The 25,390-nt window shown below is 70.4% G+C and carries 17 protein-coding genes and 3 pseudogenes; 13 read left to right on the forward strand and 7 right to left on the reverse strand.

The features are described 5' to 3' along the window. Positions 1-145 precede the first annotated feature (145 nt). On the reverse strand, positions 146-505 hold the full coding sequence (locus IE180_RS35100) for a hypothetical protein (RefSeq protein WP_190161009.1): 360 nt from the start codon (positions 503-505) through the stop codon (positions 146-148). Positions 506-507: 2 nt separating this feature from the next. Beyond that, positions 508-849, reverse strand: a complete 342-nt coding sequence (locus IE180_RS35105) for a hypothetical protein (RefSeq protein ID WP_190161010.1) — start codon at positions 847-849, stop codon at positions 508-510. Between the two features lie 402 nt (positions 850-1,251). Between IE180_RS35105 and IE180_RS35110 the strand changes: the two genes are divergently transcribed. Continuing rightward, positions 1,252-2,298 carry an SGNH/GDSL hydrolase family protein gene (locus IE180_RS35110; RefSeq protein WP_190161011.1) on the forward strand — a complete coding sequence of 349 codons (1,047 nt, stop codon included), beginning with the start codon at positions 1,252-1,254 and terminating at the stop codon, positions 2,296-2,298. Positions 2,299-2,521: 223 nt separating this feature from the next. Here the strand turns inward: IE180_RS35110 and IE180_RS35115 are convergent, their stop codons facing one another. Then, positions 2,522-3,397, reverse strand: coding sequence for an IS5 family transposase (locus IE180_RS35115; RefSeq protein ID WP_190161012.1), 876 nt, complete (start codon positions 3,395-3,397; stop codon positions 2,522-2,524). Positions 3,398-3,742: 345 nt separating this feature from the next. Here IE180_RS35115 and IE180_RS35120 point away from each other — a divergent pair. Next, a protein-coding gene (locus IE180_RS35120) for an IS5 family transposase (RefSeq protein WP_190161013.1) occupies positions 3,743-4,590 on the forward strand; the annotation gives its coding sequence in 2 pieces (ribosomal slippage) (positions 3,743-4,094 and positions 4,094-4,590; 849 coding nt in all). A 15-nt stretch (positions 4,591-4,605) separates the two neighbouring features. On the opposite strand, the gene IE180_RS37305 is transcribed toward IE180_RS35120, so the two are convergent. Continuing rightward, a complete protein-coding gene (locus IE180_RS37305; RefSeq protein WP_190161014.1) occupies positions 4,606-7,332 on the reverse strand; it encodes a helix-turn-helix transcriptional regulator in 2,727 nt (908 codons plus the stop codon). A 177-nt stretch (positions 7,333-7,509) separates the two neighbouring features. Between IE180_RS37305 and IE180_RS35130 the strand changes: the two genes are divergently transcribed. The 4 genes from IE180_RS35130 (at position 7,510) to IE180_RS35145 (ending at position 12,480) form a co-directional block, all read left to right on the forward strand. Beyond that, complete coding sequence (locus IE180_RS35130) at positions 7,510-9,702, forward strand: M4 family metallopeptidase (protein ID WP_190161015.1); 2,193 nt, start codon at positions 7,510-7,512, stop codon at positions 9,700-9,702. A 390-nt stretch (positions 9,703-10,092) separates the two neighbouring features. Beyond that, a complete protein-coding gene (locus IE180_RS35135; RefSeq protein ID WP_190161016.1) occupies positions 10,093-10,836 on the forward strand; it encodes a hypothetical protein in 744 nt (247 codons plus the stop codon). After that, the gene (locus tag IE180_RS35140; RefSeq protein ID WP_190161017.1) at positions 10,833-11,171 is read left to right on the forward strand and encodes a winged helix-turn-helix domain-containing protein; all 339 of its coding nucleotides are present in this window, start codon (positions 10,833-10,835) and stop codon (positions 11,169-11,171) included. The genes IE180_RS35135 and IE180_RS35140 overlap by 4 nt, the downstream gene beginning before the upstream one ends. A 103-nt stretch (positions 11,172-11,274) precedes the next feature. Then, positions 11,275-12,480, forward strand: a complete 1,206-nt coding sequence (locus IE180_RS35145) for an alpha/beta hydrolase family protein (protein WP_190161018.1) — start codon at positions 11,275-11,277, stop codon at positions 12,478-12,480. A 289-nt stretch (positions 12,481-12,769) separates the two neighbouring features. On the opposite strand, the pseudogene IE180_RS35150 reads toward IE180_RS35145, so the two are convergent. Beyond that, positions 12,770-13,676: pseudogene (locus IE180_RS35150) on the reverse strand (IS5 family transposase); the annotation flags it as partial. A 190-nt stretch (positions 13,677-13,866) separates the two neighbouring features. On the opposite strand from IE180_RS35150, the gene IE180_RS35155 reads away from it, so the two are divergent. The 4 genes and pseudogenes from IE180_RS35155 (at position 13,867) to IE180_RS35170 (ending at position 17,952) form a co-directional block, all read left to right on the forward strand. Beyond that, a complete protein-coding gene (locus IE180_RS35155) occupies positions 13,867-15,447 on the forward strand; it encodes a serine/threonine protein kinase (RefSeq protein ID WP_190161019.1) in 1,581 nt (526 codons plus the stop codon). Between the two features lie 598 nt (positions 15,448-16,045). Beyond that, positions 16,046-16,783 (forward strand): helicase associated domain-containing protein, encoded by a 738-nt coding sequence (locus IE180_RS35160; RefSeq protein WP_444545791.1) that lies wholly within the window; start codon positions 16,046-16,048, stop codon positions 16,781-16,783. After that, on the forward strand, positions 16,783-17,073 hold the full coding sequence (locus IE180_RS35165; protein ID WP_190161020.1) for a hypothetical protein: 291 nt from the start codon (positions 16,783-16,785) through the stop codon (positions 17,071-17,073). Before IE180_RS35160 ends, IE180_RS35165 begins: the two co-directional genes overlap by 1 nt. A gap of 79 nt (positions 17,074-17,152) precedes the next feature. Further along, a pseudogene (locus IE180_RS35170) lies at positions 17,153-17,952 on the forward strand (IS5 family transposase). Positions 17,953-19,870: 1,918 nt separating this feature from the next. On the opposite strand, the pseudogene IE180_RS35175 reads toward IE180_RS35170, so the two are convergent. Then, positions 19,871-20,164, reverse strand: a pseudogene (locus tag IE180_RS35175) (helix-turn-helix domain-containing protein); the annotation flags it as partial. A gap of 149 nt (positions 20,165-20,313) precedes the next feature. Here IE180_RS35175 and IE180_RS35180 point away from each other — a divergent pair. Next, positions 20,314-20,727 (forward strand): hypothetical protein, encoded by a 414-nt coding sequence (locus tag IE180_RS35180; protein ID WP_190161021.1) that lies wholly within the window; start codon positions 20,314-20,316, stop codon positions 20,725-20,727. 105 nt (positions 20,728-20,832) lie between these two features. Here the strand turns inward: IE180_RS35180 and IE180_RS35185 are convergent, their stop codons facing one another. Next, entirely contained in the window at positions 20,833-23,499 is a 2,667-nt protein-coding gene (locus tag IE180_RS35185; RefSeq protein WP_190161022.1) for a DEAD/DEAH box helicase, read from the reverse strand. Between the two features lie 332 nt (positions 23,500-23,831). Here IE180_RS35185 and IE180_RS35190 point away from each other — a divergent pair, with 332 nt between their 5' ends. Further along, positions 23,832-24,269: a hypothetical protein gene (locus tag IE180_RS35190; RefSeq protein WP_190161023.1), complete on the forward strand. Its 438-nt coding sequence runs from the start codon at positions 23,832-23,834 to the stop codon at positions 24,267-24,269. Positions 24,270-24,670: 401 nt separating this feature from the next. Further along, complete coding sequence (locus IE180_RS35195; RefSeq protein WP_229861228.1) at positions 24,671-25,060, forward strand: hypothetical protein; 390 nt, start codon at positions 24,671-24,673, stop codon at positions 25,058-25,060. Positions 25,061-25,390: the final 330 nt, after the last annotated feature.

Genomic DNA, 25,390 nt, shown 5'->3' on the forward strand with positions numbered 1-25,390 from the left:
GTGTTGCCGATACGGTCGTGGAACTTCAGCTGCTGGCCGTTGGCGCCGGCGGAGGCGGGCGAGGCGGCCAGGGCGGTCAGGACAGTGGCGGTGGCGAGTACCCCGCCCATCGCCGCTGTGGTCTTGAGCAGGTTCACCGGTGCTCTCAGAGGTCGTAGATGGTGTACCAGTCGGAGGACTGGGACACGGGGATGGTGAAGGTTTCCGGGCTGGGCTCGATGGCGGTTCCGCCGCAACCGGACTGCGGGTACCAGGTGACCGAGAGGTCGTACTTCCACCAGTAGCCGCCGATGTAGTTGTCCGTCTTGGGGGTGTTGAAGCACCCGGCGACCGTGTGGCCTTCCTGGTTGGTGCCGTACAGGAACACCGAGTAGACGTCGCCGCGCTGGTCGTAGAAGCGGATCTGCTGGCCGTTGGTGCCGGCGGAGGCGGGTGAGGCCGCGAGGGCGAGGGCGCCGGTGCCCAGCGCGAGAGCGGCGCCCGCCTTGACAAGGTTGCGGATCATGGTCAGTCCCATACCTGGTAGTAGTCGCTGGTCCAGTTGGTGGGGACGGTGAAGCCGAAGTTGTACAGCTCTCCGGAGCAGCCGGAGCTCTTGTAACCGGTGACGGCGACGGTTCCCTTCCACCACCAACCGGACAGGTAGTTGTCGGTCGCGGGGGTGTTGAAGCAGTGGCTGACCTGCTGGCCGTCCTGGTTGTGGCCCGAGACCCAGACCGAGTAGGTGTCACCGCGGTCGTCGCTGAAGAGGATCTGCTGACCATTGGTGCCGGCGGAGGCGGGTGAGGCCGCGAAGGCGAGGGCGGCCAGGGCCCCCGCCACGGGGAGAACGGAACGGATCTTTGGCATGACGGCGATCGTGGCATCGAGCGAACGAGGAGGCGCACGTTCCGCACCGTTCCGGTGTCCCCGGGACGTCTCGGGACGCCCCGGAGACGCAAAGCCCGCTCGGCCCGTGTCCACCGGGCTCGACGAACGCGCCGCCTGGTGGTCTCTCAACCCCCTCGCCTGCTAGGGCGTGTGTCGAAAGTGATCTTGCGCGGGCGTAGTCGGGGTGGGCACCCCGGGAGGGGTGGAGCGGTTCGGGGGCAGGTGGCGGCGTAAAGATCTGACCATTTAGCTCGATCGGGGGTTATAGGTCCGATTCCTATGGGGGGCTTATGGAATCGCCTGGATGATCTTGGCCGAGACGCCTTCCGGCCTGGGGCACGTTCCGGCCTCGGGTCGTCTTCCGCCGATTCTGGAGGATCCATGCGACACCCTGTCTCCCGCCTGCGCACGCGAGCTCTGGCCGTAGGACTCGCGCTGGCGACGTCCGCGCTCGTGCCCTCGGGCTCCGCCGGTGCGGCTGACCAGTATCAGTGGGCCGCCCTGGGCGACTCGTACACCGCCGGCGGCTTCGTCGGGGAGCCGCAGCCCGCGCTCGGCGACGCGTCGCGCGACGGCTGTGACCGCACCAGCGACGCCTACCCGGGTCTCGTCGAGCGGGAGCTGGATGAGTTCCCGCCGGGCAGGTCCGTCCAGCTGGCCAACGTCAGCTGCGGCAACGCCACCATCGCCGACATCGCCGAGACCAGGCAGACGCCCGTCAGCCCGGTCCAGCCCCCCGCCGAGGGGTGGTCCGCGGTGGACACGCAGATCAAGCGGGCCGAGCTGAGCGAGGAGACCGACGTCGTCACCATCGGCGTCGGCGGGAACAGCCTGCCGTTCGGCGGCATGCTCCTCAAGTGTCTGCAACTGGGCGCGATCCCCGGCCAGACCTGCCAGGAGCACTACACCAACCCGCCCGAGGGCGAGGAGAGCATCGAGGAGAAGCTCGCCCGGGTCCAGGACGAGTACGTCCAGATGCTGGCCAAGGTGCATGAGGCCGCGCCCAACGCCAAGGTGATCACGGTCGGCTACCCGGCCGTCCTGCCCGAGGAAGGCAGCACCTGCAACCGCCCCGTCCTGACTGAGCTGGGCTCGATCAAGCACACCGACGTCGACTGGCTGCGCGAGAACGCTCTCAAGCCGCTGAACAGCACGATCCAGCGGGTCGCGTCGTTCTTCGGTGACCGCTACGTCGACGTGTACTCCTCCAGCGTCGGCCACGACGCCTGCCGGCCCGCCGAGGAGAAGTGGGTCGAGGGCATCTGCGGCGACGCCGCGGACTACTGGCCCGCCAGCCTCCCCGGCACCATCCTGAACTGCGGCCTCATCAACAAGCGTGCCACCCTGGTCCACCCCAACGCCCAGGGCCACGCCAACACCGCCGCCCACGTCGAGCGCGCCATCCGCATCGCTCTCCTCGAACGCTGACCACCACACCACTGTGACGGTCCCGGGCCCCGGCGCTCCGTGAACAACGGAGCCCGGGGCGTTCCGGCCGCCCAGTGAAAAGAGCATCGCTCCTTGGCGGCCGGGCACTTCCAGCCGCCCGTCCCCGAGCTCGCGAGGCGCGATCAGGCCCCGCGACCTGGTCGACCCGATGCTCGCTTCCCCGCCTCTACCGGAGGGGAAGTACCCGCGCCCGTTCCGCCGATCACAGCCACTCACCGATGACCGTGATGAGCACGGTCGCTTCGTAGCGGACCGCGAGCTTGTCGTACCGGGTGGCGACAGCCCGGTTTCTCTTGAGGCGGTTGATCCCGCATTCGACCGCGTGACGCTCGCGGCAATCGGCAGGGTCGAAGCGCGGGGGCCGGCCACCGCGGGAGCCGGGCTTCTTTCGATTGCGCGCCTGGTCGGCCTTGTCGGGGATGGTGCAGCGGATCTCTCGACGGCGAAGGCATGCGCGGTTCTTACGGGAGGCGTACGCCCTGTCGGCACGCACCCGAACAGGGCGGACGCGTGGCCGGCCTGGCCCAACGCGTGGCACGCGGACCTTCTCCAGTACAGCTTCGAACTGAGGCGAGTCCCCGCGCTGCCCGGCTGTGATGACGACCGACAGAGGCTTTTGCCTCTGCTCAACGGCCAAATGGAGCTTCGTGGTGAACCCACCGCGCGAGCGCTCCAGCCCGTGATCAGCAGGCTCGGGAAACACACCTCCCGGCGACTCCTTCTGCAGGTCGCCCCGCTTGCGGGCACCGGCCGCGTGCTGATGGGCGCGGCACACCGTGGAGTCGACGCTCAGATCCCACGCAATCACCCCTGCCGCATCGGCCGGCGCCTGGAGCCGGGTGAGGATCCGATGCCAGACGCCTGCACGCTGCCAGCGCCGAAAAAGGTCATAGACCCGGCCCCACGGACCGTACTCGACTGGCACGTCCCGCCATGGCACGCCGGTACGGACCCGAAACCGTATGCCGTCGATCAGCTGCCGCCGAGGCCGGACTGGCGGCCGCCCCGCCTTCGTCCTCGTTGGCAGCAGCGGCTCCAACACCGCCCACTGCCCGTCCGTGAGATCTCCTCGCGCCATGAACGGTGATCATCCACAGTCCAAGATCCACTTTCGATACACGGCCTAGGCGGTTTCGTTTGGATCACTTCCGCTGGCCGAGGTTGTCGTTGATGATGTCCGTGTGACTCACCACCGCATCAGCGCTCTGATCTCGGCCTTCGGCGTCCTTGCCAGCGTGATGCTGCTCGTTCTTGCCGTTCGTGAGTACCGTTCTGGGGCGTCGGCCCTCTGGCTCGTGGCTGGAGCCGTGATCTTCCTCAGCGCTTCGTACACGCTCGTGCGGGACGTACGGCGGCTCCGCACTGAGCCGACCGCCTGACAGCTGCACCGTTCCAAACCAGCCCCGCCTGTCGTTGTTCGTGCGTGCCGTTGACTGACGCGCAGTGGGCGCGAATCGAGCCGCTACTCCCAGATCGGACGCCGCGGCGGGGTGGGAGGTGGAGAGAGCACCGAGAGGTGATCGACGCGATCGCCTGGAAGTTCCAGACGGGATCACAGTGGATCCACCTCCCCGAGAAGTACGGCAACTGGCGAGGCGTCTGCAACCGGCTTCGGATGTGGGCCATCGACGGTACCTGGGGGCGGGTGTTCACCGCGCTGGTCGCTCAGGCAGACGCCGACGAAGACCTCAACTGGGTCGTCTCGGTCGACTCGACCGTCGTGCGCGCACACCAGCACGCGGCCGGAGCCCGCAAAAAGGGGCCGCCCCGGCAGGTGAACCGGCAGACCACGCCATCGGCCGGTCCCGCGGCGGACTGACCACAAAGATCCACCTGGCCTCCGATGCCCACTGCCGGCCACTGGCCTTCGTGCTCACCGCCGGACAGGCCGGTGACGCACCCGCCTTCGCCCACGTCATGGCCCGCCTTCGCGTTCCTCGACGGCGAGGACGGCCCCGCACCAGGCCGGACGTGGTCCTGGCCGACAAGGCGTACTCCTCCCGCGCGATCCGCGAGCACCTGCGCAAGCGCGGGATCCGGGCGGTCATCCCCGTTCCGGCCGACCAGCGTGGCCACCGCCTGCGGCGCGGCAGCCGAGGCGGCAGGCCACCAGCCTTCGACCGCGAGGCATACAAGCAGCGCAACACCGTCGAACGCTGCTTCAACCGCTTGAAGCAGTGGCGAGGCATCGCCACCCGCTACGAGAAGACCGCGACCATCTACCTGGCCGGACTCCACATCGCGGGCATCTTCCTCTGGTCTGCACGGTGATCCAAACGAAACGGCCTAGTCACGTACAGGTGCGACGGCGTGCGCGAGTTGGAAGCGTGAGTGCAGGCCCAGTTTCCGGTAGACGCGGGTGAGCGTCGCTTCGACCGTCTTGACGCTGACGGTGAGGGTGATGGCGATGTCTCGATTGCTCACTCCGGCGGCGGCGAGTTCGGCGCAGCGTTGCTCGGCGGAGGTGAGGCGGGGGTGGGTGTCTCCGCCCGCGGGGACGGCTTCCAGCTGGCTGAGCGTGTGCGCGGCGGTTTCGGCCCAGGGGTGTGCTTGGTGGGCGGTGAAGAGGTCTGCGGCGCTGTGCGCGGCGGCGCGGGCGCTGGCGCGTCGGCGTCCGCGCCGTTCGGTGTGGCTGAGCGCCAGCAGGGTCCTGCCGCGTTCGAGGGGGAGGGGGCGGAGGCGGTCGGCTGCGTCGGTGAGGCGCTGGGCCGCGGTGTCGTAGTCGCCGCGGGCGGCGTCCAGGAGCGCCTGGGCGCGTTCGAGCGGGGGAAGGACCGTGTGCCTGCCGAGGTCGGCCGCCGTGCGGCGGGTGTCGTCCAGGAGGCTCTGTGCCTGGTCGAGGCGGCCCAGGGCGACGAGGGTCTCGGCGAGTTCGGGATGCCAGCGCAGGATGGAGGGGTCGCGGACCTGCTGGAGTCCCTCCAGGGCGCGTACCTCCTCCAGGGCCTCCAGGGCTTCCTTGGGGCGGCCGGTGGCCAGGAGGAGGTGGCCGAGGGCGAAGAGGTTGCGGGAGAGGAAGACCTTGTTGTCCTCCTGCCGGGCGGTGTCGACTCCGCGGCGTGCGTGGACGAGGGCGAGGTCGGTGCGTCCGGCGGCGCCCTCGACGAGGGCAGAGGTGTAGCACGCCGGTGCGGGTGACAGAGCGGTTCCGTCGGTCAGCGCCTGGGCGCGGTGGGCGTGGTGGAGCGCTCTGGCGCACCGTCCGGCGCGGAGTTCGGACTCGGCGAGGCTGCGCAGGACGTCCACGGTCGCCTCGGTGTCCCCGGTCCGCTCGGCTTCGGCGAGCAGGGGAAGCAGCGCGGTGCGGGCCTCGTCCGGGTGGTCGTCGAAGAGGGCGTGCCGGGCGGCGAGGTGCTGGGGGGTGGCGTTGGCCGGGAGGGGGGCGGTGCGGGGCAGGGACAGTGCGCGGTCGAGCGTGGCCCCGGCGCCGGGGTGACCGAGGACGCGCTGGAGGCGGGCCTGCATCGTGAGGGCCAGGACGGCGGTGGTGGTGTCTCCGGCGGCTTCGGCGAGGCCGGTGGCCCGGCCGGCCAGAGCGCACGCCCGGTGGGGGTCGCCCTCGTTGACGTTGGCCCAGATGGATTGGCGGATGAGGATCTGCGCGGTGAGGTCGGACCGTCCGGCGGCCGCGTGGAGTGCGGCGGCGAACAGTTCGTCCGCGCTGTGCAGGTGCTGGCCGCTGGCGTCGATCAGGGCGACGAGAGCGTCGACGCGCTGGGCGGGGGTGGTGTCGTGGCCCAGGACGAGACGGACGGCGGCCCGGCCGCGGGGGAGGTCGCCGTAGTGGGCGGCGTCGCGCACGGCGGTCAGGGCCCGTTCGATGAACAGTTCGCCGTCGTCGTGCGGGGTGCGTTGGGCGGCGAGGAGGGAGAGCTCCGCCGCGAGTGCGTGGTCGCCGCGCTGCCGGGCGCGTGCGGCGGCGCGGGCGGCACGGCGGGCCGACCGCGGGTCGTCGGCGTCGGCCGCCAGCGCGGTGTGCCGGTCGCGGCGGACGCTGTCACGGCCCGCCTCGGCCAGGCGGGCGTGCAGGAGCCTGCGCGCGTGGCCCGGCAGCCGGGCCACGAGTTCGGTGCCGATCGCGGAGGCGGTGAACCGCACCGTCCCGTCGGGCTGCCGGAGGTCGACGAGTCCGGCTGCCTCGGCCTCGGCCAGGAGGCTTTCGGCCGCCGGGCCGGCGAGCTCGCTCAGCAGGTCGAGGCCGGGCCGGTCGTCGAGCGCGGCGAACGTCAGCAGTTCCTGGGCCTCCTCCGACACCGTGTCCAGCCATTCACCCACCAACCGGCGGGCCGGGGCGGGGAGGACCGGGGCGTCATCAGCATCGGGGGTGGTCAGCGCGACAACGGTGTGGCCGTCGGCCTGAGCGAGTGCCAGGGCCAGTGCGGGGTTTCCTCCGCTGTGGGTGTGGATGCGCGTGACCTCGCGGGGGGCGAGCCGGTACGGGGACAGCAGCGCCGCGACCTGCCGGGCCGTCAGGGGCGGAACGGGGACTGCGTACGCGTCCTCCCCGCACCAGTGGCTTCCGGCTCCCGGGAGCCAGGTGCGCTCGGCCGCGATGACGGGAAGGTCCGGAGCCAGGCGCAGTGCCCAGCCCAGGACGGCCGCGCTGGCCGGGTCCAGCCACTGGGCGTTGTCCACCGTCAGCGTCATGGGCGGTGCCTCCTGCAGCACGGCGGCGGTCTGCCGGCGCAGCCGCAGGGCCGAGGCGGAACCGTCCGGGGAGCCCAGCTGGTCGGCGGCCTCGTCGAGTCGTGCCGACAGCTTCCGTGCCGCGGGCAGTGCCGGGAGGGCCAGGGCGAGTTCGAGGAGTCCGGCGTAGGGAACCCGGGCGTCCTGCGGGCGCGGGGCCAGCCGCAGGACGGGCAGGCCCAGCCGTTGCCCCAGGGCCGCGGCCGCGGTGGTCTTGCCGCTCCCGGGCGGTCCGAACAGGACCACCCGGCGGGTGCCGTGCACGTCGTCCGGCAGCACGGGAGCGGTCTTGTGGGACGCGTTCACCCACATCGCAGAGTCTGGCATCGGGCCATGGTGCCCCGCCGGGCCGCTTCGGTCCAGGTCAAGGGGTTGCCCTGATGTCGGCCGCCTTCTTCGTCCCTAGCCTCATGGCCACAGCCGAGCCAACTGCCGCCGAACGCCCCCCGCACCCCAGATGACGTCCTGCGGCAATCCCCGACAAGGCTCGGCAGAAGGATCGCGATGAACCGCAGAAAGAACGCCCTGGCAGGCGCTGTCGCGGCAGCCCTCGCCCTGGGTACCGTGACCGTGGTGGCCACCCAGTCCACCGCTGCCCCCCGGTCCGCCGCGGCCGCCGGCACTTCCGCCGCCCGGCCCGGCGCCGGCTTCCGGGCGATGACGGCCGACGTCCGTGGCGAGGCGATACGCACGGCCGACCGGAACGCGGCTGCCACCGCCCGCGCGCTCGGCCTGGGCCCGGCCGAGCGCCTGGTGGCCAAGGACGTGCTGGTCGACACCGACGGCTCCCGGCACGTGCGCTACGACCGCACCTACAGCGGCCTGCAGGTGATGGGCGGCGACCTGGTGGTCCACCTCACCGAGGACGGTGAGATCACCGGCTCCGATCTGGCGCACCAGGGTGCGATCCGGGTGGCCGGCACCACGCCGAAGCTGACGGCGGCCGAGGCCTCGGACGTCGCCGTGAAGCACGCCAAGCACGTGAAGAAGGCGAAGACCGGCAGCAAGGACAGCAGCACCCTGGTGGTGTACGCGGTCGGCAAGGTCCCCGTGCTCGCCTACCGCTCGACCGTCACCGGCGAGGGCGAGACGGGCCCGGCCTCGCGTCAGGCGGTGATCGTCGACGCGTCCAGCGGCGCGCCGCTGGACCAGTACGAGCTGCACCAGAGCATCACGGGCACCGGCAACGGCGTCGCCGTCGGCCAGGTCTCCATCGAGACCACCCAGTCGGGCAGCAGCTACACCCTGACCGACGCCGCGCACGGCGGCACGGTCATCTACGACTCGTACAACAGCCCCCAGTCGAACCCGAAGCAGAACGCCCGGACCTTCTCCAAGACCACCAACTCCTGGGGCACCGGCACCACCTCCAGCCGCGAGAGCGCCGCGGTGGACGCCTCCTACGGCCTGGCGAAGACCTGGGACTACTACAAGGACTCCTTCAACCGCTCCGGCATCCGCAACGACGGCCGCGGCGCCCCCGCCTACGTGCACCTCGACACCAACCTGCTGAACGCCTTCTACGACGACGACTGCTTCTGCATGTTCTTCGGCGACGGTTCCTCGCAGAACAGCAACACCCCGGTCACCGCGCTCGACGTGGCCGGTCACGAGATGAGCCACGGCGTCACCGCCGCCACCGCCGACCTCAACTACTCCGGCGAGTCCGGCGGCCTCAACGAGGCCACCAGCGACATCTTCGGCACCATGGTCGAGTTCTACGCCAACAACACCGGCGACCCGGGCGACTACTACATCGGCGAGAAGCTCAACATGTCGGGCGGATACATGCGCCGCATGGACAACCCCGCCGCCGACGGCAACTCGCTGTCCTGCTGGACCTCCAGCGCGGGCTCGGTGGACGTCCACTACTCCTCCGGCATCGGCAACCACTTCTTCTACCTGGCCGCCGAAGGCACCGGCGCGAAGACCATCGGCGGACGCTCGCACAACGGCACCACCTGCAACAACGACACCTTCGCGGGCATCGGCAAGGACAAGGCCGCCGCCGTCTGGTACCGGGCGCTGTCCACCTACATGACCTCCACCACCAACTACTCCGGGGCCCGCACCGCCACCCTGCAGGCCGCCGCCGACCTGTACGGCACCAACTCCCAGGAGCGGTACCTCGTCTCCAAGGCGTGGGCGGCCGTCAGCGTCGGCACCGCACTGCCCGATCCCGGCACCCCCACGCCCTCACCGACCGACCCCACCCCCTCGCCGACCGACCCCACCCCCTCGCCGACCACGCCCCCCAGCGGAAACACGCTGACCAACGGCAGCTTCGAACAGGGCACCAGCGGCTGGACCCAGAGCGACGACATCATCACCAACTCCACCCTGCAGGCCGCGCGCGACGGATCCTGGTACGCCTGGATGATGGGCTACGGCGCCAGCGCCGTCGAGTCCCTGTCCCAGTCGAACATCGCGGTGCCCTCCACCGGCACCCCCAAACTCACCTTCTGGCTGAAGGTCTCCACCCAGGAGTACGGCTCCACCGCCTACGACACCCTCAAGGCCAAGGTCAACGGCACCACACTGGCCACCTACTCCAACGCCAATGCGAGCGCGGGATACGTCCAGAGGACCGTCGACCTGTCCGCCTACAAGGGGCAGACGGTGAAGCTGGAGTTCGCCGGCACCGAAGACGCCTACCTGTCGACCGTCTTCCTGGTCGACCAGATCGCCATCGGCTGACCAAGCCCCCCTGTGCCCCTGTGGCCGGAGCCCCCGCTGGGGCGCTCCGGCCACAGGGGCCACCGCACGCCCGCGCAGCGACCGGCACGAGGTTCCACGGTGTGCACGCGGTGGCCCCGTTCCGCGGGGTTCGCGACTTGTCCCACCACCGTCCACCATTCACTCGTGGACATGACAGGCGCGATCGTGAAGATCTCCCTCGTCGGGGTGAAACCTCTCATACAAGCAAAAACCACGTCCGTACGTCCGGCGGCTCGTGCCTGCGCGATCGCTCTCCGCGTGACACCGGCGACCTCGCTCGCTCGCCCTCCCGGCGGGCGGCTTCCAGTGCCTGGACCTGCAGCACATGCGTTTCTTGCCATAACCAGTTTGTAATGCAAAGCTGATGGCATGACAGATGCATCCGTGCCCTCGTCGGGCACGCCCCGTGAAGTCCTGACAGGCCTCGGCGACCTGACCCGCAAGGTCCGGGCCGCGCAGCGCGGCACCTGGTTCCCCCTCCTGCTGCTGGGGGTGCTCACGCTGGGCGGGATCCTGGTCGGCCGCCTCACCTTCAAGGTCGAGACCGTGGCCTGCCCGGCGGGCGAAGCCGCAGCCGGCGGCTGCACCCTGGCCACGCAGGGCTCGGCGCTCTACTGGCCCCTCGGGCTCGCCCTCGTCTACGCCGCGACGGCGTTCTTCTACGTCCGCCGCTCCCGCAACCGCGGTGTCGGGACCCGGGTACGGCCCTACGTCCTGGCGGGGATCGTCCTGGTCGCCCTGGCGAGTGCCACCGCGCTCTGGAGCCTGCGGCACGGGACGGCGCAGCTCGGCGAACCGCTCGACTTCTGGGGCCTGCACCTCGACCCCGCTTCCGTGGTGACGAGGTTCCTCGAACGGCTCGCCGGGAACGCCATGGCCGTCGGGCTGCCGCTGCTGGTGCTGGCCTGGGTGGAGCGCAGCCGCGCCTCGCTGCTGCTCGCGGTGGTGTACCTGGCCATCGAGCTGGTGCCGCTGTCCACCGGCTGGGCGGGCATCCCGTTCACCTCGCCGTGGTCCGCTCTGCCCACCTTCGGCGTCCCCGGCGTGCTTCTCCTGCTCGGCGCCCTCGGTTTCGGCCTGGCCGAGCTGTCCGGCAGGCGCAACGCGTCATGACCGATCAGCCCGAGCAGCACCCCGTCACCGGCCTGGACGACGTGGTCCACCAGCGCGTGCGCCTGGGCATCCTCACCGTTGCCCACCAGGCGCGCCGGGTCGAGTTCGGCTTCCTGCGCACGACGCTCGGCCTCACCGCCGGAAACCTCAGCCAGCATCTGTCCGTGCTGGAGAAGGCCGGTCTGGTGGAGATCGAGAAGGGCTACGAGGGCAAACGCGCCCGCACCTGGCTCTCCCTCACTCCTGCGGGCGACCGCGCCCTGCGGGACGAGGTCACCCGACTCAAGCGACTCATCCACCAGATCGAGCACGGCAGCTCAGCCCCGGAGTCCTGATCCGCACCCCGGCGAACCGCGGCGAGCCGTGAGCGGCTCCCGCCGATGTCCGGCGGACGCGGACAGCACGCCGGACGCCGTCCAAGAAACCCAGGGAGGACACGTGACCATCACACCGGTCACCCAGAAGGACCTGACGCGCCGTCGCCTGCTCGCAGCCGCGCTGGCCGCGGGGGTCGGGGCCGCCGTGCCGATCAGCGCACCGGGCCGGGCGTGGGCGGCACCGACCGACCCGGGCCCGTCGCAGCTCACGCTGCCGAGGCCCACCGGGCCGCACCCGGTGGGCACGGTGCCGCTCCACCTCGTCGACACCTCGCGTCCGGATCCTGCGGCCGGCCCGGGGCATCACCGCGAGCTGATGGCCAGCGTCTGGTACCCCGCTCGCAAGACGAAGGACCTGCCGCGTGCTCCCTGGATGCCCCGGGGTGCGCTGCGGGCGTTCCTGGCGGACGCCGGCTTCCCCCTCGATCCCGCCCTCGGCCCACTCACCGCCGCACACGCGGACGCCCCCGTGCACCGAACGGGCCGCCGCCTGCCCGTCCTCGTGTACGCGCACGGCGCGAGCAGCCACCGCGGTGACCACACCATCATGGTCCAGGAACTCGCCAGCCACGGCTACGCCGTGGTCACCGTCGACCACACGTACGACGCGTTCAGCGAATTCCCCGACGGCCGACTCACCGTCCCGGCACAGGTTCCGCCGTTCCTGGGCCCCCGGGACTTCGCCACGGACATCCGGTTCGTGCTCGACACCGTCGAGGGCCTTGCCGCCGGGCACAACCCCGACGCCGACGGCAGGCCACTGCCCCAGGGACTGCTCGGCGCCCTCGACCCGCAGCGCATCGGCGCGTTCGGCTGGTCGAAGGGCGGCACCGCCACCGCGCTCACCATGCTCGCCGACCAGCGCATTGGCGCCGGGCTCAGCATCGACGGCCCGATGCAGCCGACCGTCACCGCCGACCTGGACCGGCCGTTCATGATGATGACCGCTTCGTTCACCCGGGCCGCCATGCCGGACGTCGCCGAGTTCTGGACGCACCTTCGCGGCTGGCGCCTGAACATCCAGGCCGACGGGGCCGTCCACAAGACGTACGGCGACTACGCGACACTGATCCCGCAAGCGGGCACGATCCTCGGCCTGACGGACCAGCAGGTCCAGGACATGATCGGCACCCTCGATCCGACCCGGGCGGTCCGGATCCAGCAGGCCTACCCGCTCGCGTTCTTCGACCAGCACCTGCGACATCGCCAGGGACATCTGCTCGACGGCCCGAGTGCAGCCTTCCCCGAAGTGAGGTTCATCGCGTGAGAAGCGGCGGACCGCGCAGTGCGCGGTCCGCCCAGGACCGCCAGGAATGCCGTCACCATCGGGCGCGGCTGCCGATCACGCGGCGGTAGCAGTCGTCGGAGACGGGCTCCCGCAGGGCCAGGATTTCGAAAATTCGCCCGTCGTAGGCGAACGCATCATTCAGACCGGTCGGATACCCGCTACGGCGCAGCATGCTGCGGGCTTCATACCGGAAGACCAGCATCAGAGGGACAGGCCGAAGCGAGCACCGGCCGCCCCACAATGGTGAGGCGGCTGCCCCGAAGCGCCAGGTCCTGTCTGACAAAGGATCTTGGGTGGGTTCGCGGAGCCAGAGGACGAGGGCGGCGAGGTGGACGCCGGCCTTGTAGCGGGTGGCGAGTTCGTCGAAGCGGGTGGCGATCGCGCGGAACTGCTTGAGGCGGCCGGAGCAGCGTTCGACGACGTTGCGGGCCTTGTCGAGCTCGCGGTCGAAGGCCGGCGGGCGGCCGCCGGCCTGGCCGCGCCGCAGGCGGTTGGCCTGCTGGTCCGCCCGCTCCGGGATGACCGCCCGGACACCCCGCCTGCGCAGGACCCGGCGGATGGCCCGGGACGAGTACGCCTCGTCCGCGATCACCGCCTCGGGCCTGCGGCGGGGCCGCCCGGTACCGGTCCGGGGCACCCGCAGGGAGCCCATGACCGTGTCGAAGACGGTCGAATCGTTGATGTTGCCGGGCGTGACGACCACGGCCAGGGGCAGGCCCCGGCCGTCGCAGGCCAGGTGGAGCTTCGTGGTCAGCCCGCCGCGGAAGCGGCCCAGCGCCTGGCGAGCCACCTCATGCGGCGGATCTTCCAATTCGTCCCCCGCCGCCGCCCCTTTTGCGGGCGCCGGCGGCGTGCTGGTGGGCCCGGCAGATCGTGGAGTCGACCCACACGGTCCACTCCACGACTCCGACGGAGTCGTCGCGGACCTGGACCTGCCCGAGCAGGCGGGCCCAGGTGCCGTCAGCCTCCCAGCGGGCGAACCGCTCATAGGCCGTCTGCCACGGCCCGTAGCGTTCCGGCAGGTCACGCCACGGAGCACCCGTCCGCAACCGCCACAACACCCCGTTGATCACCTGCCGGTGATCCCGCCACGGCCGCCCACGACCGTCAACACCCGGCAGCAGAGGCGCCATCCGCTCCCATGCCGCATCCGTCAGCTCACCACGACCCACCACAAGATCAATCATCAGACAGGTCCTAGCTCACACTCCTCCAAGGCCGCCGCCGCACCCGTTTACTGCGGCCCGCTCCCACCACTGGCAATGGACAGGCGGCGCCCCCTACGCTCGGATCGAGTGCACGAACGGTCACTGTTCGTGCGGTCCGGGGGCGGGACGACGAAGGGGGCTGTAGGTCGTGGCGGGGGTGGCGTTCCAGTTCGCGGGATTGCGAAAGCACGATCCTGACGGCTTCGGCGGGTTCCAGTTGCTCGCGCGCTTGGGCGAGGGCGGGATGGGCCAGGTGTTCCTGGCCCTGTCGCCCGGCGGGGTACCGGCCGCGGTGAAGGTGATCCGCTCCGAGTTCACGCAGGAGCCGCAGTTCGCCGAGCGGTTCGCTCAGGAGATCGCCGCCGCGCAACGGGTGCGCGGTGCGCACATCGCGGCGTTGCTGGACGCGGACGCGCGTGCAGCGCAGCCGTGGTTGGCGACCTCCTATGTGGCCGGTCCCTCGCTGCGCGACCTGGTGCTGGGCACCAGTGGGCTTCCCGAGCGTCAGGTGCTGCTGCTGGCAGGGGGGATCGCGCACGCACTGACGGACATCCACACGGCCAGGGTGGTGCACCGCGACCTGAAGCCCGCGAACATCGTGCTGGACGAGACCGGGCCCAAGGTCATCGACTTCGGGATCGTGAAGTCCCTGACCCAGTCGGCGACCTATACCAGCCAGTCGACACGGATCGGCACGCCGCTCTACATGTCGCCGGAGCAGGCGATGGGCCGTGCGGTCGGTGCGGCCTCCGACGTCTTCGCGCTCGGCTCCACCCTCTATTTCCTGGCAACCGGACAGGAGGCGTTCGGCGCGGAGAACGAATGGGCGGTAGCCCACCGCATCGTCGCCGACGCCCCGGACCTGAGCGCCGTCCCCGAACCACTCCGCCGGCTGTTGACCGACTGCCTCAACAAGGACCCGGACCGACGGCCGACACCATCTCAAGTCCGGGAACGGTGCGACGTGCTGCTCGGTAACGGAGCCGGATCCAGCTCCTGGATGAGCATCGACGGTGCGCGCGAGGCGATCCGCGAACGCACCAACGCCCTGCGCGCGCTCACCGTCCGGTCACAGGAGGTCGGCAGTACCCCCACCCGGCCCGAGGCCCCGCCCGGCAGCGGAAACGGCAACAAGCAGAAGCGCTCAGCCACCGCCCCAGACGGCCCACCGGAGCAGCCGTCGCGGCCCGCCCAGCCCGACAAACCCTCACCACGGCCTTCTACCGACCGTTTCCCAACCACACTCGGTCGGAGCTTGCTCTTCATGGCTCTGGCCGCTCTGGTTTCGGCAACCCAGAGACCGATGTTAGAGGAGACCTTCACGCTCGCCTCCGCCGGACAGAAAGCCGTCCGGGTAGTCCTGGCCTTCGACTGGCAGCACCCCCTGGGGGCAGCCAACGGCAGCCCCGACAGCAGTGACTGGCTGCTCGCCCCCATCACCATCATCGGAACCGCCGTGGCGATCCTCCTCGCCGCGATCGGACTGCCCCGTGCGGGCCGCAAGCCCGGAAACCTGGCGACCTGGGCAAGCGTGGTCTCCATGCTCCTGGCTGCAGGGTTCCTCCTTCTCGGCGTCGCAGTGCTGAAAGATCACACAGCAGACTCCGCGTACACCGCCGTAGACAGACACCTGCTGTCCGGCGGATGGCGCTGCATCATCGCGAACACCCTGATCCTGGCCACGGGCGGCCTCATCGTCTGGTGGGATGAAATCAGGCCGACCTGGAAGCCAAAGTGAACTGACCACACCGGTGAACCGGTCAGAAGGGCATGGTCCGCTCGGCCCCGCTCCAACACCCCGTCCGCGCCCCCAGTCCCGCTCGATGTCCTCGGCGGACAGGGCGGTGGTCGCCATGACCGGCACCGGGACGGGGACGGTGCGCGGGACCGCAGGGCCGGCGGGCCTCAGGCGGCGCAGTCGCTCCAGCGCCGGCTCCCGGCCGGCCGGCACGTGCGCGGGCAGGAGCGGCGACCGGTCCCACACCCGCAGCCACGTGGCGAGCGGCTCCGTGGTGCCGTCCACCTGGCCGGTGCCGGCGGGAAGGGCCTTGTCCAGCATGGTGGCCTGTCGTGCTCCGGCGTCTGCTGGCTACCGGCGCAGGCGCGAGAGCAGGCCGGGCCGCCCGGGCGCCTTCGGGTCGGCATCTGGCACGGCGCTCTCGGGAGTCTGCGCGCCGCGGGTGCCCGCCGCCGTCGACGGCCAGGAGGCGGAAGCCACCGGATGACCGGCCTCGCTCGCCAACTTCCCGCTCGGGCAGTGGACCGCCGACGCATGCCGGTTCTACGCCCGCGGCGACATCGACGAGGACCGCATCGCGCAGCTGGAGAAGCTCGACATGATCTGGAGCCACTTCGATGTCGCGTGGGAGGAAGGTCTCGCGGCGGCGCGCGGGTGGGCCTCCGAACACGGGCACCTCCTGGCGTCGCTGGACGCCACGTTCCAGGGGCACCGGGTGGGCATCTTCCTGAAGAACGCGCGGGCAGCCGCCCGGAAGGCGCAGGAGATCGAGCAGCGTCGTGCGGAAGGGCTGCCGGTTCAGTCGTCGGCCGGGGCACTGTCGGACGAGCGGCGCGAGCAGCTGGAGGGGACCGACGCGTCCTGGTGCCCGTCGTGGCCGGTGACGTGGCAGCGGTGCTTCCAGCTGGTGAGGATGCACCTGGACGCCGGTGAGGCGCTACCGACCGAGGCGGGCGACGTCGTGCGCCAGGGCGAGGATCTCGGACGGTGGGTGCAGTCGGTGCGGCTCGGCTGGGACCAGCTCACGACCGTGCAGCAGTGGATGTGCGAGCAGGTGCTCGGGACCGAGCCCGCGGCCGAGGACGAGAAGCCGAAGCCGCGCCGTACGCAGACCGACAAGTGGGCGATGCACTACGAGGCCGCCCGCCAGTTCTACGAGCGCGAGGGACACCTTCGGGTCCCGAGGAAGCACGTCGAACGGATCGTCGGCGGCGACGGCCAGGAGGAGCGGGAACACAAGCTGGGCGCCTGGATCGGGAATCAACGCAGCCGGGCCGCGACCCTGACACCGGAGCGGATGGAGCAGCTGTCCGCCATCGGGATGCGGTGGTCCTGATGGTGCGCGTCGTCGTCACCGCGGCCGCCGCGCTCACGGCCGGCTATCTCCTCGGGCGACTGCGCCCGTGGCAGCGGCTGGGCGACTGGGCGGCCGATCAGGTCCGCTTCACCGGGACGTGGGCGCGGGGCGGCGCCGGGCGGCAGGCCCTCGTCGTCCTGGCCCACGCCATCACCGCACCGCGCACCAGCTGGCACATCACACGCACCCCGGCCACCGACACCTCGGTGCCGGCGCCCCTACACGATCCGAACCGGGTCGCCAACCGCACCCGGGAAGAGCACGAGTAGACGGTAGGTCTCCGACTCCCTTACTGGCAGTCGACCCCCTAGGGAGTGTCTTTCCGATCATCGGATCGTTGGTCCGGTCGTGAGGAACGGGGAGATTTCTGACGCCGCGTGGGCGGTGATCGTACCGTTGCTGCCGTCCGCGGGCCGGGCTCCTGGCTGCTGGCGGGATCACCGCCAGGACCTCGAGGGCATCGTGTTCAAGTTCCGTACCGGCCTGCCCTGGAGGGACCTGCCTGAGCGGTTCGGCCCGTGGCAGACCGTCCACGGACGCTTCGCCCGCTGGGCCGCCGACAGCACCTTCGACCGCCTCCTCGCCGTGGCTCAGACGAGGGCGGAGGTGGACTGGCTGGTCGCGATCGACTCCACGATCGTCCGCGCCCATCAGCACACCGCCGCCAAAGGGAGCTCGAAGAGCGAGGTCTGGGACGCTCGCGCGGCGGGCTGACCAGCAAAATCCACCTCGCCTGCGACGGGCGCGGCCGGCCCCTGGCCTTCCTGGTCACGGCCGGCAACCGCAACGACTGCACGCAGGCCGAGGCCGTCATCGGCCGCATCCGAGTGGCCGGGCCGGGTCCGGGCAGACCCCGGACCCGGCCCGATCACGTGGTCGCGGACAAGGGCTACTCGGCCCGCACGTTCCGGTTCTACCTCCGCCGACGCAGGATCAAGACCACGATCCCCGAACGCGTCGACCAGCTCGCCGGCCGCAGACGGCGCCGTGAACGGCCCTGCGGGTCCGACAGGGTCGCCTACCGGCGCCGGAACGTCGTCGAACGTTGCTTCCACCGCCTCAAGCAATGGCGCGGCATCACCACCCGCTACGACAAACGACCCGACCGCTACCTCGCCGTCATCACCCTCATCTGGCTCGACCAATGATCGACAAGACGCCCCCTAGAGGGTTGCACAGGGCGGGGGATCGGAGGTGTGACCGCAGGTGGGAGCCCGGCAAAACGGACGCCCCTCGTGTGTCCGGACCAGACCCAGTGGGCAAGCCGGTTACGGGCGCGGACACCTCTTTCCCACGCGATAGCCGTGGGAAAGAGGAACCGCTTCACCGACGGGCCGGGCCGGGCCGGACCCGGCGCCCGCCCCGGACTGTCGGTGCCGGCTGGAAAGCCGACCGGTGTGAACGGTGACGGGCAGCTGCTGCGCGGCCAGTCTACGGCCACGACCCCGGCCCGGGCCCGGGCCGGGGTCGGACCTACGCCGAACTCGTCGCCAGGCCGTACAGCGGGACCGGTCCCGAAGTCACCGCACCACCGGGCGGGACGAACGGGCCCATCCGACGGCACCAGCCCACTGCAGGCCCTGCACAGACCGTATGAGACGCAGCCGGGAAGAGAGATCACACCGCAGGATCTGCCGGGCGACCTGTGGCCCGCCCTGTCCCAGCTCCAGCACACCCATCCCGCTCCCGTGGGTGGCATCGGACCGCTCGCTCGCCCGGTCGGATGGCTGTCCTTCGCCGCGGTCACCGACACCGTCCACGCGGCCCGCGTGGAGCTGTCCGGCGCGCAGACGATGTCCGAGCTGAACGAGACGCTCCGTGCGATCACCGGCGGCATACATGTTCACTTCACCGGCTCCGGCGTCGCACCGGAGGTCACGCTCGGCAGACGGCAGGAGCTCCCGATCCACGAGGCGCACACCGCGGGTCTCACCCGGTTCTTCCGCCACGCCGCCGACACCACCGGCGCCCGCAGCACGCCGGGAGGCGGCCGGTGCTTCCACTGCGGCGGGACCGGGTGCGCCCGGCCCCTGTGGGAGCCGGCTGCCGGGCACGCGTGCGCGGCACGCAGGAAGAATGCCCGCGCCCCGACCCGCCTTTGTGGACGGCGTGGGACGCGGGCAGGCGCCGGTTACCTCTGTGCTGATTTCGAGGTGGCGAGCTTGACGGCGGCCCAGTCATCGCCGACGCGGGATCACCGAGCACGCCTGAGACCCTTCTCTGCACAACCCTCAGGTGCTGACTCCTGCTCCGGTTGGATGTCGGCTCGCTCCGAGAGAACGGGGCATGGATCCCTCCTTCGTGGCGATCGCCCTTGTGTCATCTCGGCGAACCACCACGTACCCGCCACCACGCACCCCAGCAGCAGTCCGTTCCACATGGCCCTTGGCCATGTGGCGTGCTCCGCCCAGCGTTCCATGGCCGCCAGCGCTCCCCAGCTGACCAGCAGGACGCACACAACCCTTACACGTCGGTGTCTGAACATGCCGGCCCGGCTACCCGAGTCAGCAGCGCTCACACCGCTCCCGGGCACCCGCGTCGCAGGAGGCCCCGGGCGCCCTGTCTGCACTGTCGGCCCGAGGCGCGGGGGGCAGCCCGCGTGGGGCAGCGTAGAACTTGACACAGAGCCCTGCCCGGAAAGATCGCGCGGGGACGTAGGCGAGCGCATGACGCCTCGGCACTCTTCGGCGGTTAACGGCGTATCAGCCGGGCTTGTGGCTTTGTTCGCGAGAACCGGTTCTGGCACAACTTCTGTGGACCTGGCGCGAGGCGGCAGGTCCGTGCGCCGTACTGCGTCCTGGTCGGCTGTGGTGCCGACGGGATGGGAACCCGCGAGACAGAGGGGAGCAGGTCCGCCCCGTCTCCGTCAGTCGCCGTGGGAGGGACCTCGCCCACGGCGATCGCGATGGACCGCCCTGCCACGGCACCGCAACCTGCGGAAACGCGCGCACTCCCGCTCCGGCCAAGCGTAGAGACACCGTTCTCTGCGGACGAATCTTTATCCGGTCGCCAGCAACCGCTGCCACGGGTCCACAGAAGTTGTGCCAGAGCCCGTTCTCGTGGACAAAGCCACAGCTCGATGCCCTCGGCCTGGGCATAGGCGAACACATCGGCGAGGGTCCGTAGTCGCAGGCTAGGACGTTCGGGGACCGCACATCCTCACTCGGCCAGAAGGGCCCGTATTTTCCCGACGGCCCGGGTGACGGTGGAGTGGCCGACGTCGAACAGCAGGGCGAGGAGATCGTGCCGCAGCTGGATCAGCGTGGCCACCAGCCGGTCGGTGAAGACCAGCCGATGCCGGGCGCCGGCACCTGCCGCCCACCTCCAGGCCCCGCCGCGTGAGTCGTGACGGCGTCCCTCGTCCCGGACAGTGCCGTCACCGCTGGCCCGCAGATCACCCGCTTCCTTTTTTCAAAGGCACGGCCATGTACGCGGGTGTGTTTCCTACTCGAGTGTGAGTGAGTATCCGTACTCTGACGCGGGCCGGGGGATGCCGGGAGGCTGGGGCCATGACGAACGAACCGCGCAATCCCGTGCCCCTGTCGATGACGACCGTGCTGCTCGCCGGTGTGTCGGTGGCGATGTGGGCGACCTGGCTGGGGTGGGACCAGCACCGTGATGTGCATCCCGACGGCTCTACGACCGGCCCCTACGAGGCGTGGCAGGTGATCGGGCTGGGACTGGGTCTACTGATACCGGTGTGCTGGGCGGCGTTTCGGGGGCACGGCGTGGCCGCGGTGCTGGGCACCTCCGGCGGTCTGGCCCTGGCCGCCGCTTACGACTGGTCGGACGACGGGAGTGGCCTGTTCGTGATCGGCGTGGGGATGGTGATGATCGGGAGCGTGGCGGCGACCGGTCTCGCCGCGGTCCTGACCTCCGCCCTCCACAAGGCAGTGGCCGGAGTCGGCCGCCCCAGTCACTGACCCCAGCGGCACGCCTCCCCAACCGCCACTGAGGGACGTTCTCCGCGGCCTGCCCGGGTGATCACCAGGCACGTGCTTTCGTTTTGAAATCGATCCTCCGTGTGGCTACGCCCAGTCGATGCCGAGCTTTGCGAGGGCGTCCCGCTGCTCCGTGGTGAGTTTGTCGCGGCGTTGTTTCTGGTTGGCGTACCAGATCCCCAGGGCCAGATTGTGCTCCTCGCCGTCGATGACGATCTTCTCTCGGTGGGTCCGCTTCACCGCGGACTCTCCCTCTCGAGCAACGTACTGTGCGAGGGCCGCGAGGCCCCGCTGGAACGCAGCCTGGGCCTTGCTCGGGCCCTTCGTCGCGCGAGGGGCTGCCGGGGCGGGAGGTGGCGCCTGGTCGGGCTGTACGCCTAGCTTCGACAGCCGCTCCTGCTGCTCAGGGAGGAGCTGCGCCCAGGTGCTCGGCTGGGTCTGCCGCTGGAGCCAGCGTCCGATGTCGTCGCCGTCGAAGGTGACTCCGGGTGCGATGGCTGGCAGAACGCCGTCGGGTTCGTCGGCGGCGAGGTCGGCGAGGATGCGGTAGTGGCGTTGCCAGTTGAGCGGCCAGGGGCAGTTCCAGTCCTCGTCGACCGCAGCCAGCTGCTGTGCGCGTACGGCAGCCCGCTCCGCGTCCTTCCCCAGGCCACCCTTGCGGCGGAGGTTGGCGAGGAACTGTCCGATGGCCAGTTGCTCGTCGTTGCCCTCGCCTTCGCCCCATACGGCGTCCTGCCGGGGTGCGAGGTGCCCGGTGGCCTTCCGGTAGGACCGGAGTGCGGCGAGTTTGCTCTCCCAGGCTTCCTCGCCGGGTTCCCAGACCATCCCGGCTTCCGGGGCGTCCAGGAGGACCTTGCGCCGTTCTTCCAGCTCTCCGGCCCGCAGTGCCTTCCTCTGCTGGTGCACCCATCGGCCAAGCGGAAACGACTTCGTCGCCCCGACCTCGACCTCGGTGTCGTACGGGACGGCATACAGGCCGGCGATCTCGTTCTCCTTCCGCCACCGCAGCAAGGCCTGGTAGCCCTCCAGCCACACCAGGGACTCCGGCCGGTAGACCCGGGTGCGTAGGAATGCGGCGATGGCCGCCGCGTCCCGGGGAGAGGAGAAGTGCAGCAGGGCCGACTCGGCAGCGGCGCCGGTGTCGTCCTGCTCCTGGTTCTCACCGTCGCTCGCGACGCCAACGCTGACGATCCGCCCATTCTCGTCGCGCCGGACGTGGACCGTGCGCTTGCCGCTGGTGAGTGCACGGGAGGCGAGCTGTTCGACCAGGCGCTCATCGTGCGAGCGTAGACCCTGGAGCACGGCCACGAGCGGCTTGTAGCTGGCGGAGGCGACCATGTCGGTGGGGTCTTCGTTCGGCTCCAGGAACACCGGCACGATGATCCGGGCGACCTTGGTGGAGCCGTCCTTGTTGAGGCGGAGCGCCCGGCCGATGTTCTGCACGATCTCGACCTGGGAGCCGCGGGTGTCGGCGAAGCAGATTGAGTCGACTCCCCGTTCGCCGGTGATGTCGACGCCCTCACCGAGCACGCGGCAGCTCGCGAGGAACGCACGATGCACTCGGCGCCCGGCCGCGTCGATGCCGCCTGCGAACTGCCGCAGCACCTCGCGCCGCTCGGCCACCAGGTGGTCGCCGCACAGCCACGCCGACCACACCCGGTCCGGCGGTACGTGGCGGCCGGCCTCCAGCTCGTAGAACTCCGCGCCGATCGACGACGCGGGCAGCCCGCCCGCGGCCGCCAGGTCCTCGTCCGAAGCGTCGTTCACGTACAACTGGGCCGCTGTCTCGGGCAGTTTCTCCGCGAACGCCGCAGCTTCTTCCACGCGCTGGTGGAAGGTCATGACCGTACGCAGGTTGTACGCGGCGGCGTGCTCCAGAAGCGCGGTCTGCAGCAGTGCCAGGCGCCGGCCGCGCCGCGCTTCCTCCGACTCCCCGAGAACGGGGGAGGGATCGTGGATCTCCAGCACGTCGATCTCGAACCCGGCGAGGATTTCCCGTTCGATCGCCTCGCAGAGTCCGAGCTCCGCGAGCCACGCGCCGTAGGTCCCGTCCGGATCATCGGCCATGGTCGCGAGCTCCACCTCCTGGCCGTCCGCGCCCCTTCGCACCTGGGGTGCGGCGAGGATGCGCGGGGTCGCGGTCAGGTAGAGCCGGAAGTCCGCGGGGATCCGCTGGTTGTCGTGGATCGCTGCCCATGGCCTCCCGAGATCACCTGCGGTGCCATGCGCCTCGTCCACGATGGCGAGGTCGAAGCCGTCCATGCGCTGGCCGTAGAGCCGCTCTCCGCCCGCCAGAGCGGCCTCCAGCGGCCCGCGGACCTTCCGCCGACCCGTCGGGTCCTCCGGGTCGTTCCGGTCGACCAGGGAGGCGTACGTGGCGAACACGACGACGGGCCCGGACCCGGCCCACAGGGCGAGCTGGATGGGGCTGGTGGTGGTCCGCACCCCGAGCGAGCCCAGGACCGCGTCGTTCTCCAGCGAGCACACCGCGACCATCGGGACCCGGTGGCCCACCGCCCGCCAGACCTGAGCGGTCTGCGAGAGCAGGTCCAGGGTCGGCACCGTCACGAGGATCCGGCCGCCCGCGAACGACTCCAGGGCGCACGCGGCGGCCGTGATCGTCTTGCCCGAGCCGGTCGCCGACACGATCGTGCCCCGTGCCCCCTCCGAGGACACAGATACGCGTGTAGGAAATCCCACCCATCTGCGAAACGCCGACCGCTGGTCTACCTGATGCTCCCTGAGTGAAATCATGACCCCCCGCTCCCCGTCCTGTGATCAGCGCCATGATCCGCCCCGCCGGAGGACCTCCTACGTGGAAGCATCTGGCGTCCTCCTCGCTGTCACCGCTCTGATCTGGACAGCCTGGTACGGCATGCAGCCCGTCTACTCTCCCTGCGTCTACTACGGCGACCATTCCCACGAAAAAGCTGTCGAGTACGGCCAATGCGATCCACCGAAAACCAGACTCAGCACCTGGACCCAGTAAACAGACCCCTTGGGTGTCCCGTCATTCTGCCATCTCTACATGCTGCATCAAAACAGAAGACACCCCCGCGCCCCACACCAGCAGGTAAGGTCCGGCCATGACCGCCGACTGGTACGTCCTCATCGAAGAAGACACCCGAACCACCCAGCGCGCCGACGGTACGGACCTCAAACTGCATCGGTGGATGCTCACCGGCACGCACTGCATCGGCCCGGACCGGGCGGAGGCGGTCGCGGCCGCCGAAGACGCGGCCCTCCACCACATTCCAGGCATCCTGGCCCGGCACACACGCCCGGGAGACGAGCCCGCCCGCCACGCCCTGCTCACCCAGGACGGTGCGTGGATCGTGCTGGTGAAGCAGCGTCACCGTGAATGCCATATACGGGTGACCACGGCCCAGCTCGTGCACTCGCGTGAAGAGAAGGAAGCACCGTCGAAGAGCCTGAAGGAAAAGCTCCGCAGCGCCATGGACGGCCCAGCCCCTGCACCGAAGCCCTGGTCCTGGACACCTGAAGGCAAGGCCGATCGAACCTGACTGCCCCGCATTTCGTCGGCGTCGGAGCCGTCCGACCCGGCCGCACCGCAAGACGCCGGCCCTGACTCCGTTCCACACCTCTTGCGCACCTGGCCTTCGGCTGGAAAACCGTCCGACCGCGCCTCTCTGCCCGGCCTCGACCCAAGCTGGCGGCCTCGGTGGTCCGATGGCTGGCTCGAGCGTCATTCCTGGTCGCGGTGGGTTGTCAGTGGTCTCGTGCATCCTCATTGAGGAAGAGATCGACATCGGCCACCCTGCTGGTCCGGCCTGCGCAGGGCCTTCGGTCAGGAGGTCGTGAGTAGGCGTACTCATGCGTATGCGTCTGTTCGCGGGCAGGGTGGTGTTGTCGTGACAGGTATTCATAGGGGAGGGAGTACGCGATGCGTACGAGGAATGTGTCCATGATCGCATTGCTGGCTGCCGGCGCGATGGCTGCGGTGGGTGCCGGCCCGGCAACGGCGGCTGGTGGTTTGCTTCCGCATCCGGGTCCGGACGGCCTGGTGTGGGTGGAGGAGATGGTCGGGGACGGGGGAGTGGCTTCCGGTGGGGCGTGGGATGGCCTGCCGACGGTGCTGACGGTGGCGTGCGAGGGTGACGGCACTGTGCACGTGACGATGGACTCGCAGGGCTACCAGGTTGCCGATTTCACCGTGGACTGTCCCGCCGGTACCGCAGGTACGGGTGCGGTGACCAAGGACCCGGGCGTAGTACGGCCCGGGTCCTTCAGCATCGGGGTCGACGCCTCCGATGACACCATCCGCTGGGCCCTGACGGTCACCCAGCCCGAATAGCCCCCACCGGCCTCCCTCCTTGTAGCCAGCCCGGCCCGCGTCAGCGGGCCTCAAGGGACTGAAGGCGCAGCCGGAAGGCCCGTTGGGGCGAGGGAGCGCAGCGGACTCGCCCAGGCCCAGCTGGAGCGAAGCGGAAGCAGGGCCCGCGAGGCGTAGCCGAGCCGCTCCGGGAGCGCAGCGGACGGAGCGTCACCCGGCCTGCGCAGCAGGCCGGGTGAGCTGCAGGCGCAGCCTGCAGCCAGCGCTCCCGCGGAGCGGGAGCGCAACCACCGCGCGCAGCGCGGTGGTTCGCTTTCCCATCGCGCAGCGATGGGGTACCCGCTCCGCGGG

The sequence above is a fragment of the Streptomyces litmocidini genome (assembly GCF_014649755.1).
Taxonomy (GTDB): Bacteria; Actinomycetota; Actinomycetes; order Streptomycetales; family Streptomycetaceae; genus Streptomyces; species Streptomyces litmocidini.